Annotated in this window: 13 protein-coding genes; 9 read left to right on the top strand and 4 right to left on the bottom strand. The window is 72.5% G+C overall.

The genetic code is table 11. From position 1 onward, the window contains the following. Positions 1 to 100: 100 nt before the first annotated feature. Positions 101 to 1,255: an acyl-CoA dehydrogenase family protein gene (locus IDM40_RS20635; protein WP_193123675.1), complete on the top strand. Its 1,155-nt coding sequence runs from the start codon at positions 101 to 103 to the stop codon at positions 1,253 to 1,255. Positions 1,256 to 1,259: 4 nt separating this feature from the next. Here the strand turns inward: IDM40_RS20635 and IDM40_RS20630 are convergent, their stop codons facing one another. Beyond that, positions 1,260 to 2,042: a 4'-phosphopantetheinyl transferase family protein gene (locus IDM40_RS20630; RefSeq protein WP_193123674.1), complete on the bottom strand. Its 783-nt coding sequence runs from the start codon at positions 2,040 to 2,042 to the stop codon at positions 1,260 to 1,262. Between the two features lie 104 nt (positions 2,043 to 2,146). Here IDM40_RS20630 and IDM40_RS20625 point away from each other — a divergent pair, with 104 nt between their 5' ends. The 4 genes from IDM40_RS20625 to IDM40_RS20610 all read left to right on the top strand — a co-directional run bounded on the left by IDM40_RS20625 (position 2,147) and on the right by IDM40_RS20610 (position 4,511). Next, on the top strand, positions 2,147 to 2,284 hold the full coding sequence (locus IDM40_RS20625) for a hypothetical protein (RefSeq protein ID WP_017613308.1): 138 nt from the start codon (positions 2,147 to 2,149) through the stop codon (positions 2,282 to 2,284). Positions 2,285 to 2,348: 64 nt separating this feature from the next. Beyond that, positions 2,349 to 3,155 (top strand): DeoR/GlpR family DNA-binding transcription regulator, encoded by an 807-nt coding sequence (locus IDM40_RS20620; RefSeq protein WP_193123711.1) that lies wholly within the window; start codon positions 2,349 to 2,351, stop codon positions 3,153 to 3,155. Positions 3,156 to 3,319: 164 nt separating this feature from the next. Next, on the top strand, positions 3,320 to 4,150 hold the full coding sequence (locus IDM40_RS20615; protein ID WP_193123673.1) for a polyprenol monophosphomannose synthase: 831 nt from the start codon (positions 3,320 to 3,322) through the stop codon (positions 4,148 to 4,150). Positions 4,151 to 4,238: 88 nt separating this feature from the next. Further along, positions 4,239 to 4,511 carry a hypothetical protein gene (locus tag IDM40_RS20610; protein WP_193123672.1) on the top strand — a complete coding sequence of 91 codons (273 nt, stop codon included), beginning with the start codon at positions 4,239 to 4,241 and terminating at the stop codon, positions 4,509 to 4,511. A 51-nt stretch (positions 4,512 to 4,562) separates the two neighbouring features. Here the strand turns inward: IDM40_RS20610 and IDM40_RS20605 are convergent, their stop codons facing one another. The 3 genes from IDM40_RS20605 to IDM40_RS20595 form a co-directional block, all read right to left on the bottom strand. Beyond that, complete coding sequence (locus IDM40_RS20605; protein WP_193123671.1) at positions 4,563 to 6,164, bottom strand: MFS transporter; 1,602 nt, start codon at positions 6,162 to 6,164, stop codon at positions 4,563 to 4,565. 92 nt (positions 6,165 to 6,256) lie between these two features. Further along, positions 6,257 to 8,884: an ABC transporter permease gene (locus tag IDM40_RS20600; RefSeq protein WP_193123670.1), complete on the bottom strand. Its 2,628-nt coding sequence runs from the start codon at positions 8,882 to 8,884 to the stop codon at positions 6,257 to 6,259. 4 nt (positions 8,885 to 8,888) lie between these two features. Next, the gene (locus IDM40_RS20595; protein WP_193123669.1) at positions 8,889 to 9,656 is read right to left on the bottom strand and encodes an ABC transporter ATP-binding protein; all 768 of its coding nucleotides are present in this window, start codon (positions 9,654 to 9,656) and stop codon (positions 8,889 to 8,891) included. Positions 9,657 to 9,996: 340 nt separating this feature from the next. On the opposite strand from IDM40_RS20595, the gene IDM40_RS20590 reads away from it, so the two are divergent. From IDM40_RS20590 to IDM40_RS20575, 4 genes are all read left to right on the top strand, one after another. Further along, positions 9,997 to 11,295, top strand: a complete 1,299-nt coding sequence (locus IDM40_RS20590; protein WP_328807082.1) for a sensor histidine kinase — start codon at positions 9,997 to 9,999, stop codon at positions 11,293 to 11,295. Further along, positions 11,270 to 11,929 (top strand): response regulator, encoded by a 660-nt coding sequence (locus tag IDM40_RS20585; RefSeq protein WP_193123668.1) that lies wholly within the window; start codon positions 11,270 to 11,272, stop codon positions 11,927 to 11,929. Before IDM40_RS20590 ends, IDM40_RS20585 begins: the two co-directional genes overlap by 26 nt. 218 nt (positions 11,930 to 12,147) lie before the next feature. Beyond that, positions 12,148 to 12,852: a beta-ketoacyl-ACP reductase gene (gene fabG / locus IDM40_RS20580; RefSeq protein ID WP_193123667.1), complete on the top strand. Its 705-nt coding sequence runs from the start codon at positions 12,148 to 12,150 to the stop codon at positions 12,850 to 12,852. Positions 12,853 to 12,979: 127 nt separating this feature from the next. Next, positions 12,980 to 13,744 (top strand): SDR family NAD(P)-dependent oxidoreductase, encoded by a 765-nt coding sequence (locus IDM40_RS20575; RefSeq protein WP_193123666.1) that lies wholly within the window; start codon positions 12,980 to 12,982, stop codon positions 13,742 to 13,744. Positions 13,745 to 13,780: the final 36 nt, after the last annotated feature.

Raw genomic sequence — 13,780 nt, 5'->3', positions numbered from 1 at the left:
GCAGGTGCCGGTCGGGGGTGGGATATGGTGCCGTCCGTCACCATAATGGTTGGACGTCCTATTAAAATGGGCGGGTCCTGCGCGACGTTGGAGAGCACCTATGGCGGTCGAACGCGAACTGCACACACCCGAGGCACGGCAGCTGCTCGAGCTGACCCGCGAGCTCGCCGACAAGGAGCTCGTGCCGCGCGCGGCCCACGACGAGGAGAACGGCACCTTCCCGCGCGAGGTCTTCACGACCCTGGGCGAGGCCGGCCTCCTCGGCCTGCCCTACCCGTCCGAGTACGGCGGCGGGGACCAGCCCTACGAGGTCTATCTCCAGGTGGTGGAGGAGCTCGCGCGCGGATGGCTCGCCGTCGGCCTCGGCGTGAGCGTGCACAGCCTCTCCGCCTACCCCGTCGCCGAGTTCGGCACCGAGGAACAGCGCGCCGCCCTCCTGCCCGACATGCTCGGCGGCAGCACCCTGGGCGCGTACTGCCTGTCCGAGTCCACCTCCGGATCGGACGCCGCCGCCCTGACCACCCGCGCCGAGCACACCGGCGACAGTTACCTCGTCAACGGGGCCAAGGCCTGGATCACCCACGGGGGCCGTGCCGACCACTACACACTCTTCGCCCGCACCGGCGCCCCCGACTCCGGGGGCAGGGGCATCAGCTGCCTGCACGTGCCCGCCGGCACCCCCGGGCTCTCCGCGGCCGCGCCCGAACGCAAGATGGGCATGAACTCCTCACCCACCGCCGGGGTGCTCTTCGACGACGTGCGCCTGCCCGCCGACGCGCTCGTCGGTGAGGAGAACCGCGGCTTCGGCATCGCACTGTCGGCCCTCGACTCCGGACGCCTGGGCATCGCCGCCTGCGCCGTGGGTCTGGCCCAGGCCGCGCTCGAGACCGCGGTCTCCTACTCCCGGGAACGCCGCCAGTTCGGCAGCCCCATCGGCGACTTCCAGGGGCTGGGGTTCACCCTCGCCGACATGGCCACCCAGGTCGCCGCCTCCCGCGAGCTGTACCTGTCCGCTGCCCGACTGCGCGACGCCGGACGTCCCTACGGCGAGCGCGCGGCGATGGCCAAGCTCATGGCCACCGACACCGCCATGCGGGTGACCACCGACGCCGTCCAGGTCCTGGGCGGCTACGGCTACACCCGCGACTTCCCCGTCGAGCGGTACATGCGCGAGGCCAAGGTCCTGCAGATCGTGGAGGGCACCAACCAGGTCCAGCGCCTGGTCGTCTCCCGCCACCTCGCCGAGGGGGCCTGACCGCTCAGGAACGCGCGGCCAGGAGCTCGGAGACGGTCTCCTGCGCCGTGCGCACGCGCAGGTCCACGGCCCGGTCGGTGAGCACCGCGACCGCCGACCGGTACTCCGCCTCGCGTTCCAGGTCCGACAGCCACACCGGCCCGGGGGCGCCGCCGCCCTCCCAGGAGACGAACTCGGCCGCCTCGTGGGGCGCGCTCACCGTCACCCGGCGCAGACCCCCCGACAGTCCCAGACCCGTCGCCTTGAGCAGGGCCTCCTTGCGCGCCCAGTACCCGTAGAAGGCGCCCGTGCGCTCGGGTTCGCCCAGGCCGGCCCACGCCCGGTGCTCGGGATCGGCCAGCGTGTACCCCGCGAGCCCGTCCAGGTCGCGGGCCGGGGCCACGCGCTCCACGTCCACGCCCACCGGGACACCCTCGGTCACCGCCAGGGCCACCCACTCGCCCGAGTGGCTGACCGAGAACTCCCAGCCCTGCGCCGCGCCGATCGGGAACGGTTTGCCGTGCGGGCTCCGGTCGCGTTCGGCGCCCGCACGCTCCTTGTCCTCACAGGAACGGCAGCGCAGGTCGAAGGCGATGAACTCGGGAGGGCACCCGGACAGCTCCGCCAGGGCCAACCGCGCCATCGCCCGGCCCAGCAGGTGCCGGTCGCGGTCGGCCTGGAGACGGAACCGCTCGTTGCGCGTGCGTTCGCCCTCGTCCAGCAGACGCACCAGCCGGCTGCTCGCCGCCGAGGTGTGCGCCCACCAGACCGTGGTGGTCAGTGGTGTCGGTGTGGGGTCGGGGCTCATGCCTCAATTGTGCATCCGAGTCGAGACGTGTACGGGCGTGTGGGCCGGGCGCGAACAGGGAATTCGTTCGGTGACAGGTCAGCCCGTCCCCTGGGGAGGCCCCGATGTCCGTCGTCGTACTGTTCGGAGCCGGAGCGTTCATCGGTCTGGTGGCGCTCACAGCGGTGGTCCTGGTGACCCTCCTCCTCGAACGCCCCTCCGACCCCGAACACAGCCCGGACCAGGAAGGTTCCGTACTCTAGGAGCGCAAGCGGACACGGGGAGACCACCGTGCCCGGACGCGACGAGAACGGGGAACCCACCAACGTGGCCGAGGAGAACCGACCGGCCTTCGCCGCCGATCGCCGCGAACGCATCCTCGAACTCGTCCGCGCACACGGGGCCGTGTCCCTGCGGGACCTCGCAGCACAGGTGCACGCCTCCGAGGTCACCGTGCGCCGCGACGTGCGCGCCCTGGAGACCGAGGGGCTCGTGGACCGGCGCCGCGGCGGTGTGGCCCTGCCCGGACGCATGGGGCACGAGCAGAGCTACTCCGGCAAGAGCAACCAGTGTGCGGCGGAGAAGGCCGCCATCGCCGCCACCGCCGCCCGCCTGGTCCGACCCGGCGACGCCGTCACCCTCGGGCCCGGCAGCACCGCCGAGGCCCTGGCCCACGAACTCCTCCAGCACACCGAGCTCACGGTCGTCACCAACGCCCTGCGGGTGGCCGAGGTCCTGGCCGCGGCCCCCGGGGTGCGTGTGGTCATGACCGGCGGAACCCTGCACGGGCCCATGCGCGCGCTCGTGGGCGCCGAGGCCCAGGCCACCCTGGCCGCGCTGCGGGTGAACCGCGCGTTCCTGTCCGGCAACGGGGTCAGCGCCGAACGCGGCCTGAGCACCCCCGACCCCGCCGTGGCCGCCGTCGACCGCGCCCTGTCGTCCTGCGCCGAGGAGACCGTCGTGCTCGCGGACCACACCAAGGTCGGCGCGGACACCATGGTCCCCACCGTCGCCCCCGAGGAGATCGCCCACCTGGTCACCGACAACGGCGCCGACCCCGAGGTCCTCATGACCCTGGAGGACACCGGCGCCCTCGTCCACGTCGCCGTCGCCGTCGGCGAACGCGGCCACTGACCCGACGCGTCGGAACACTCGGGCCGGGAACGAACGCGTAACCTACGGGCCACGCCACTTGTGCGGTGGGCACCACACGCGTGATGCTGTCCCCCCGCCCAGGTCCGCCGAACACGTCCAGGCGCCCACCGCCCACGCCGTCCACCAGGCAGGAGCCGCCGCGCATGCCCGCACAGCCGACGCCCCAGGAACAGCCCCCCACCCGGCCGGTGCGCGTCACCCCCGAACCGGTGGCCCTCCCCGAGCCCTGGTCCTCCTCCCGCGTGACCGTCGTGGTGCCCACCTTCGACGAGGCCGAGAACCTGCCCAGGCTCGTCGCCCAGCTCATGGCGCTGGACCTGCCGAACCTGCGTGTGGTCGTGGTCGACGACAACTCGCCCGACGGCACCGGCGAGATCGCCGACAAGCTCTCCGCCGAGCTCGGCGGCCCCGAACACGGGCCCCTGTCGGTCGTGCACCGCACGCACAAGGACGGCCTCGGCCGGGCCTACGTCGAGGGCATGACCCACGCCCTGGACCGCGGCGCCGATTACGTCGTCCAGATGGACGCCGACCTCAGCCACCCCGTCGGTTACGTGCCCCAGCTCCTGGGCGCCCTGCACTCCACCGGCGCCGGCGTGGTCATCGGCAGCCGCTACGTGCCCGGCGGCAGCCTGTCCGAACAGTGGGGTCTGCGCCGCCGCATGCTCAGCGGCTGGGCCAACGCCTACGTCAAGACCGTCCTGTCGATGCCCGTCCGCGACGTCACCGCCGGGTTCAAGATCTGGCGGGCCTCGGCCCTGCGCGTGCTCGACCTGCCCAGCATCCAGAGCACCGGGTACGCGTTCCAGGTCGAGATGCACTACCGCGCCTACCGCCGGGGCCAGAAGCTCGTCGAGATCCCCATCCACTTCGAGGACCGGGTCGAGGGTGAGAGCAAGTTGGACGCCGGCGTCGCCCTGGAGGCCGCCCTGCGCCCCCTGCGCCTGCGCCGGGCCGAGAACACCCGCCGCTGAGGGGCTCCCACCGCGCGCAGCGGGACCGCCTTCCTTCACAACGCCGTGACCTGCTGCGATCATCGGTCACGAGGAAAGGAGGGGCACCGTGAGCGAGCAGCCCTACAACGTGGACAGCGACATGGGCGACGACCCGCAGGAGAGCGAGGTCGCCGAGGCCGAGAGCCGCATGGACGCCCCCGGCGACGACGCCGGTTACACCTTCGTCGAGGACGACACCTCCGAGGCCCGGGGCATCAGCGAGGAGGTGCGGGACGAACGCGGCAACTTCCTCGCGCGCGAGGACTGGGACCTCGACGGCGAGGCCGCCGAGTCGGAGGCCGTCAACGAGGTCGACCCCGACCGCGAGGACGACTGGTAGGGCCCCGCGCCACGGGCGTCCGCCGCGGGGCGGGCCGCCCGGCTGGGGCCCTCACCGACCGGCCCCCGACGCAGGCCCCTCCTCCGTATGTCCGGCGCTCGACCCCGGGCACGAGCGCATCGGCGGCCCCGACACCCCGCAGAACAACGGGGCGTGCTCCCCGGGGCCCGGACCCGCCACCGGTGCCTCCTCCTCCGGGACGGCGCCCCGCTCGGCAGCCTCCCGCGCCTCGGGCATCCGGCCCCGCGGCAGGGCCACCGCACACAGCGCCGCCACCACCGCCAGCCCCGCCAGGATCAGCATCGCCGGACCGAACCCCTGCGCCAGCGCGCTCGTGCCGGCCTGCCCGCCCGAACCGCCCCCGATCCCCGCCAGGGCCGGGACCGCGGCCACACCGATCATCTGGGCGCCCCGCGCGAACGTGTTGTTGACCCCCGAGGCCAGACCCGCGTGCCGTTCGGCCGCCGAGGCCAGCACCGTCGCCGTCAGGGGAGCGACCGTCGCCGACATGCCCATCGCCACCAGCAGGATCCCGGGGAAGACGTCCACCAGGTACCCGGGGTCGGTGGGCATGCGCGACAGGTACACCAGCCCCGCCGCGAGCAGAAGCGGGCCGGCGATCAGCTGCGGGCGGGGCCCGATCTTGGAGGCCAGGTCGCCCGAGCGCGCCGACAACAGCAGCATCAGCACCGTCAACGGCAGCGAGGCCGCACCGGCCGCGATCGGCGAGAACCCGCCGACCTCCTGCAGGTAGATCACCAGGAGGAACAGCAGGGTGCCCAGAGCCGCGTAGATCATCACCGTGGCCGCGTTGGTGACACTGAACGGCACCGAACGGAAGATACTCAGCGGCAGCATCGGCGCACGCTTGCGGGCCTCCACCACGAGGAACACCACGAGCGCGACCACACCGACCCCGGCGCCGACGAGCACCGCGGGGGTGGCCCCCACGGCGCCCCACTGGATGAGCGCGTAGGTGATGCCGCCCAGGGCGACCACACCCAGCAGCGCCCCGCTGTAGTCGAGGTTCCGCGGCGCCGACGGGTCGCGGGACTCGGGCACCTTGAACCACGCGATCGCCAGCACGACCGCCGCCAACGGCAGGTTGATGAGGAAGATGAGCCGCCAGTCGCCGATCTGGACGAGCCAGCCGCCCACGAACGGCCCCACCGCCGAGGCCACACCCGTCAGCCCCGACCACGCACCGATCGCCCGCGCCCGGTCGTCCTCGCGGAAGCCCGCCTGAAGGATCGCCAGGCTGCCCGGCGTGAGCAGCGCACCGCCCACACCCTGGGCCACGCGCCCGGCCACCAGCAGTTCCAGGGTCGGAGCCATCGAGCACAGCGCGGACGCGACCGCGAAGACGGCGATGCCCACCATGAACAGCCGCACGCGCCCGAACCGGTCGGCCAGCGAACCGCTCAGCAGGATCAACGCCGACAGGGTGATCATGTACCCGTTGACGATCCACTGCTGGCCCGCCAAGCCGGTGTCGAGCTCGTGCTCGATGGCGGGCAGGGCCACGGTCACCACGGTCGAGTCCAGGAACGCCATCCCCGAACCCAGGACGGTCGCCGCCAGCATCCAGCGCGCCGCCGGTGTGCCCCACGCGACCCCGGACGACGAGACCGGTGTCGAAGCCGAACCACTCACACGCTCCACCCCCGCCCCACCGTACGGCGGCGGCCCCCGCCCGGAGGCAGGGGCCGACACCGTGTTTTCCCAGCGCTGTGAGGTTTTGACCGTCACTCCCCGGCGAGCGAGCCGGTGATCGAGGTCCGGGCCGCGCGGCGGGCCGGCATGATCGAGGCCAGCAGCCCGGCCACCACGGCGATCGCCACGAACACGCCGATCTGGGCGAAGGGCACGGTCAGGATCAGGTCGGGCAGGACCGAGGCGGCGCCCGCCCACCCGAACACCACACCCAGCGTGATGCCGATGAGCGCACCGATCAGGCACAGCAGCACCGCTTCCACGCCCAGCATCCGGCGCAGCTGGGCCCGGGACAGCCCCAGGGCGCGCAGCAGGGCCGACTCGCGGGTGCGCTCCAGCACCGACAGCGCCATCGTGTTGGAGATACCGAAGACCGCGATGAGGATCGCCAGAGCCAGCATCGCCGCGATCGTGTAGAAGGCGATGTCGAGCACCTCGGAGAACTGGTTCTTCATCTCCGCCATCGACGCGACCTGCACGGTCGGGTGGTCGTCCACGGCGTCGTGCACCGCGGTGCGCAGCTCCGACGGGTCGGCCCCCGGGGCGCCCCGCACGTAGAGCATGTCGTCGCCGGTGCGGCCGGGGAAGGCCTGGTCGAAGTCCTGCGGGTCCAGGACCACCCCGTGGATCTGGCCTGCCTCCTCGGTGACCGCGGCGACCTCGAGGTCGATCGCACCGTCCTCGGCGGGCAGCGTGAAGGTGTCGCCCGCGGTGAGCCCGTCGGCGTAGTCCTCCGAGAGCGCCACCCGGCCCGGTCCCATGTCCTCCAGGTCGCCGCTGACCAGTTCGGAGGGCATGTCGGTGGCCAGGTCGGTGTCGGTGTAGGCGCTCACCATGAGGCTCATGGGCATGCCGGAGCCGTCGGCGCTCCCCTCGCCGTCGATGAAGTCGGTGCGCTGACCCATGACCTGGTCGATCTCCGGCGCCGAGGCCAGCGCGGACCGCACACCCTCGGGCACCGTTTCGGTCTCGGGCACGTCCGTCCCGGAGCCGTCCTCGTCGGCGGCCTCCTCGGCCGGTTCCCCGCCGGTGGGCTCGTCCATCGCGAACTGAGGGCTGAGCTGGTAGTCGACCGGGAACTGCTCCTCGAAGACGGCGTTCATCGTCGACTCGGTCGAGGCGCTGACCACCGAGTACCCGGTGATGAGGGTGGCGCCAACCGTCAGCGCGATCATCGCCGTGGCCGCGCGCTTCGGGTTCCGGGTGGAGTTGTCCACCGCGAGCATGCTCGCCACCCCGGTGCGGCGCAGGACCAACCCGGCCACGTGCACGATCCCGCGCACCAGCAGGGGGCCGAGCACGACCACACCGACGAACGCGGTCAGCGCCGCCACGGTCACGATCATCATGCCGGTCTCGGTGGTCTCGCCCATGAGGCTCAGCCACACCATCAGCGCGGAGGCGGCGAAGGCGGCAAGGCCGGCCGCGGTGCGCAACCACCCGGTGCGCTTGTCCAGACCCGCGGAGGTGGAGCTGGTGCGCAGCGCGGCCAGCGGGCTGACCCGGGTTGCCCGCAACGCCGGGATCAGAGCGGAGACGACCGTGACGACGGTGCCCACCGCCAGCCCGGACAGGACGGCGGCCGGGGTGAGGACCAGGTCGACCGGGCCGCCGGCGCCGCTGCCCAACAGGCCGCTGCCGAAGCGCGCGCCCAGCATGCCCACGCCGATCCCGGCCAGCACACCCAGGACGGAGGAGACCAGGCCGACCACCGTCGACTCGGCCAGCACCGACCCGAACACCTGGCTGCGCTTGGCACCCACGCAGCGCAGCAGTGCCATCTCACGCTGGCGCTGGGCGATCACGATCGCGAACGTGTTGTAGATGACGATCGCGGCCACGAACATCGCGATGAAGGCGAACAGCAGCAGGGCGACGCGCATCATCGCGGTGTCGGCGCCGGCTTCCTGGGCCATGTCCAGCCCGAACTGCTCGCCGGTGCGCACGTCCGAACCTCCGCCGAGGACGGCGGCCATCGCGTCGGCGGCCTCCTCGTCGGTGTGGCCCTCCGCTGCGAGGGCGTCGATCTCCACGTAACCGGCCGCGCCGGTCATCTCCTCGGCCGCGGCGCGGTCCAGGACCATCGCCCCGCCCATGGTGTAGGACGGGTCGATGCCGAGCTCGACCAGCCCGGTCACGGTGAACTCGCGCTCCTCCTGGTCGGGGTCGAGCACGGTCACGGTGTCGCCGACGCCGAACCCGGACTCACCGGCGGTGGAGGTGGCCAGCGCGATCTCGTCGCCACCCGAGGGCAGGGTGCCCTCCGAGGCACCGAAGCGGCTGACCTCGCCCAGCGACAGCGCGGCCGGGGGCGTCATCCCGAAGGCGCGCCCGTCGGAGTCCAGGAGCACGGCCTGGCCCTCGACGCGGCCGTCGGCGTCGGCGACCTCGTCCAGGTCCCGGACGCGTTGCAGGTCCTCCTCGCCGAACACTGCGGGCGGCGGAGGCCCGGCCTCGGGGTCGAACTCCGGTTCCTCGGGCTCGGCGATCGCGTCGACGCTGGTGGCCGAGCCCATCACCGAGGACTCGTAGTCCGACTCCAGGGTGTCGGCGAAGACCATCGTGCCGGTCACGAACATCACGCCCAGCAGGATCGCCAGGGCCGTGGTGACGTAGCGGGACGTGTGCAGTCGCAGCCCCGCGAGTGTGGTGCGCAGCATCGGTTCAGGCCTCTTCCAGCTTCAGCAGGCGGGCCGAGACCAGCTCCGCGGTCGGCTCGGTGACCTCGTCCACGATCGAACCGTCGCGCAGGAACACCACCCGGTCGGCGTAGGAGGCCGCCACCGGGTCGTGCGTGACCATCACGATGGTCTGCTGCAGGTCGCGGGCGGAGTCGCGCAGGAAGCGCAGGACCTCCGCCCCCGAACGCGAGTCCAGGTTGCCCGTCGGCTCGTCGGCGTAGACCACCTCGGGGGCGTTGAGCAGCGCCCGGGCCACGGCCACCCGCTGCTGCTGGCCGCCGGAGAGCTTGGCGGGCAGGTGGCCGAGGCGGTCGCGCAGGCCCACGACCTCCACGATGTGTTCGAAGCGCTCCCGGTCGACGCTGCGGCGGGCGATCTGCGAGGGGAGAAGGATGTTCTGCTCGGCGGTGAGCATCGGCAGCAGGTTGAAGGACTGGAAGATGAAACCGATGCGGTCGCGCCGCAGGAGGGTCAGGTCCCGGTCGCGCAGCCCGGTGATCGGGGTCCGGCCCAGGTGCACGGTGCCGGAGGTGGGGGCGTCGAGCCCGGCCAGGCAGTGCATGAGCGTGGACTTTCCCGAACCCGAAGGGCCCATGATCGCGGTGAAGGCGCCGCGGTGGAAGTCCACGTCCACCCCGGCCAGGGCGTGCACCTGGCTGCCGCCGGTCTCGAAGGTCTTGACGAGACCCCGTGCGACGACGACCGGTGGCGACTGCGTTCGGGCCTGCGGGTGGACGGTGGTGTCGGACACGGGTGTCTCCTGGTCTGGTGGCGGGAAGGTCGGGGCCCGCCGCGGGGAGCCCCGGTCGGAGCGTTCCTGCGACGGCACGTTCCACGCTAGGAAGTGCGGGCACCGCGCCACATCCGCCGCGGGAGCGATCCTGCGGGCGGCGAAAGACCGAGCCGGGGGAGGGGTTCGTGTCCCCTGAGTGGGTGACGACCCCCTACGAAAGTCGGTGGTCGGCACAGTTGGGTCGGACCCGGGGCGGGGAAAACCCGCTCCGACCTGCGAGGATGTCGGGTCGTCCGAAAGGAGGGGGTGCTCTCGCGGCCCGGATCACCCCTGCGCACACGCTCGTAGACTCCCCACCATGAGATTCAGGAGACGGGGGCCGGCCCGGTCCGACGGGCCGGTGCAACGCGTGTGGCAGTGGTGCTGGGGCCGCCGGGCACGGATGGCCGACTGGCTCTTCGCGCTCCTGCCTCTGCCCTTCGTCCTGGCCTTCCAGGCGCTGGTCGCGATGGGGCCGATGATGGGCCTGGTGGGCGGCCTGCTCATCGACATCGACACCGGCATGCCGTACGAGGACCTGACGCCCACGCAGGTCTACATCGGCATGGCGCTCTACGCCCTGCCCGGGGTCGTGGCGCTCGGCCTGATGCTCGTGCGCCGCAGCCGACCGAACCTGCTCCTGGGCGCCTCCTCACTGCTCCTGCTCCTGGCCGGGAACTTCTTCCCGGCCGGGCTCGCGCTGTACAGCTACGCCGGCCATTTCATGAACCGCCGGTTCCTCGCCGCATGGTTCGGGCTGAACACCCTCGCCCTCCTGGTGGCCTACTGGGGCTATCCCCCGGGCACGACGGTGGTCTTCTGGGTCATGTTCCTCGTGGTGCCCACCCTCCTCGGGTTGTGGGTCGGCACCCGGCGCCAGCTCGTCGAGCGCCTCCAGGAACGCGCCGCCCGTCTGGAACGCGAGCAGCACCTCATGGCCGAGCAGGCCATCACCGGTGAACGCACCCGCATCGCCCGCGAGATGCACGACGTCGTCGCCCACCGCGTCAGCCTCATGGTCCTGCACGCCGGAGGACTGGAGGTCTCCACCCAGGACCCGCACACCGTGGAGACCGCCGGCCTGATCCGCACGACCGGACGCGAGGCGCTGGCCGAACTCCGCGGTATCCTCGGGGTGCTGCGCGACGGGGAGACCGACACCGCGCCCACCGCACCCCAACCCGTGCTGTCCGACCTCGACCGCCTGCTGGAGGAGTGGCGCGGCGCCGGCATGGACCTGCGGCGCGAGGACACCGGTAACACGCACATCCCCGTTCCGCAGGCCGCACAGCGCACCGCCTACCGGGTGATCCAGGAAGGGCTGACCAACGTCGCCAAACACGCCACCGGTGCGAGGGTCACCGTGCACCTGCACCGCGGCGCGGACCGGGTCGAGGCCGAGGTCGCCAACACCCCGGCGCCCGCCCCGGTCAACCCCCCGCCCGGCAGCGGTTATGGCCTGGCCGGGCTGCGCGAACGCGTCACGCTGGCCGGGGGATCCCTCTCGGCGGGGCCCTGCCCGGACGGCGGGTGGCGCATGCGCGCTATCGTTCCCACCGACCGGCCCGACACCGAGGAAGGGGACGCAGACGGTGATCCGCACGCTCCTGGTCGATGACGAACTCCTGGTCAGGTCCGGGCTGCGGATGATCCTGGACTCGGCCCCCGACGTCGAGGTCGTGGGGGAGGGCAACGACGGCGACGAGGCCGTCTCCCTGGCCCGCGAGCTCGAGCCGGACGTGGTCCTGCTCGACATCCGTATGCCCGGAGCCGACGGCCTCACCGCCGCCGGGGCCCTGGCCGGCCTGCCGAACCCGCCGCGGGTGGTCCTGCTGACCACCTTCGACCTCGACGAGTACGTGCACGCCGCCCTGCGTGCAGGCGCGGTCGGGTTCCTGCTCAAGGACACCCCGCCCCGCGACCTGGTCGAGGCGGTGCGCACCGTGAACGAGGGCAACGCCATGCTCTCGCCCAGCGTCACCCGGCGCATGCTCGAACGCTTCGCTTCGCCCGCCCCCGCCGACTCGGCCGCGGGACGGGTCGAGGCGCAGGAACGGCTGTCGGTGCTCAGCGAACGCGAACGCGCGGTGCTGATCGCCGTCGCCGAGGGCAGCTCCAACGCCGAGGCCGGCCGGGCGCTGGGCATGCGCGAGGCCACGGTGAAGGCGCACGTGAGCCGGATCCTGTCCAAGCTCGGGATGTCCAACCGCGTCCAGGCGGCCATCCTCGCGCACGACGCCGGGTGGGCCTGACCGCGCCCGGTCCCGACGGCGCACGAGAGTGGTGTGCCTCACGAAGCGGCCCTGGCGTGGCCGGACACCCGTGGCCGCAGGGGAGTCGGGGGCCTCGGCCCACCGGGTCCCCAGTTGGGTTTACCGGCGAGTAGCTCGATACGCTGCTTGGCGATCCGGACCCCCGAACCCACGTCGCCCCGCCCCGACCGGGCCGCGACAGATTGAGGTGCCCAACTATGTCTCGCTCGGTACTGGTCACCGGCGGCAACCGCGGGATCGGCCTGGCCATCGCCCGCGAGCTCGCCGAGGCAGGCGACAACGTCGCCATCACATATCGCTCCGGCGAACCGCCCGAGGGCCTGTTCGGCGTGCGGTGCGACATCACCGACACCGCGCAGGTCGACGCCGCCTTCAAGGAGGTGGAGGAGCACCAGGGCCCCGTCGAGGTGCTCGTGGCCAACGCCGGCATGAACAAGGACCAGCTCCTGGCCCTGATGAGCGAGGACGACTTCTCCTCGGTCCTGGACACCAACCTCACCGGCTCCTTCCGCGTCGCCAAGCGTGCCGTGCGCGGCATGATGCGCAAGCGTTCCGGCCGCATCGTGCTCATCTCCTCGGTGGTGGGCCTGCTCGGTTCCGGCGGACAGGCCAACTACGCGGCCTCCAAGGCCGGGCTGGTCGGCTTCGCCCGCTCCCTGTCCCGTGAGCTCGGCTCGCGCGACATCACCGTCAACGTGGTCGCCCCCGGGTTCATCACCACCGACATGACCGACGAACTGCCCGAGGACCGGCAGAACGAGATCAAGAAGAACGTGCCCCTCGGCCGCTTCGGCGCCCCCGAGGACATCGCACGCACGGTCGGCTTCCTGGCCGGCCCCGGCGGTTCCTACATCACCGGCGCGGTCATCCCCGTCGACGGCGGCCTCGGCATGGGCCACTAGAGGCATGGTTCGGGCCCCGCTCCGGCGGGCCCGCCGCGGACCTACGAGGCGCGCCGGGGTCGGAACGGTTCCGACCCCGGCGCGTCCGGTATCCCTGGGAACAACCACCACCGAGAGAGCGGGAACCATGGATCTGGGACTGTCAGGGGCGAAGGTACTGGTCACCGGGGCCAGTCGCGGCATCGGCCGGGCCATCGCCCGGCTCTACGCGCAGGAGGGCGCCGACGTGGCGCTGTGCGCACGCGGGGAACGGGCCCTGGAGGCCGAGGCCGAGCAGATCACCGAGGAGTTCGGGGCACGCGTCTTCACCCGCGCCCTCGACGTGACCGAACACGACGCCCTGCCCACGTTCGTCGAGGACGCCGCTCGTGCGCTGGGCGGGCTGGACGTGTTCGTGTCCAACGTCTCCGGCGGCAGCGCGCCCACCCCCGACCAGTGGCAGCGGGGTTTCGACGCCGACCTCATGCCCTTCGTCCGCCTGACCGAGGCGGCCGAACCCCACCTCAAGGCCTCCGCACGGGGCGCCGTGGTGCTCATCTCCACCACCTCGGCCCTGCACGCCACCCGCCCCGCCGGGCCGCGTTCCTACGGCGCCGTCAAGGCCGCCCTCAACCACCACGCGGCGTCCCTGGCCCGCACCTGGGCGCCCGACGGCGTGCGGGTCAACACCGTCTCGCCCGGGCCGATCGAGTTCCCCGGCGGAGGTTGGGACCGGCGCAAGGAGAGCGACCCGGACTTCTACGAGACCATCCGCGGCCGTATCCCGTACGGGCGCCTGGGCCGGCCCGAGGAGGTCGCCCGCGCGGCCGCGTTCCTGGGCAGCCCCGCGGCCGAGTACATCACCGGGCAGAACCTCACCGTCGACGGCGCCTTCCTCGACCGCATCGCCTGACCCCGGCGGGCCCGCACGCACGTGTGCCCCGGCCGC

It is taken from the genome of Nocardiopsis coralli (assembly GCF_014892575.1).
GTDB lineage: Bacteria > Actinomycetota > Actinomycetes > Streptosporangiales > Streptosporangiaceae > Nocardiopsis > Nocardiopsis coralli.
The sequence above is the reverse complement of the archived record's forward strand: the minus strand, read 5'-3'. Positions and strand labels throughout refer to the sequence as shown.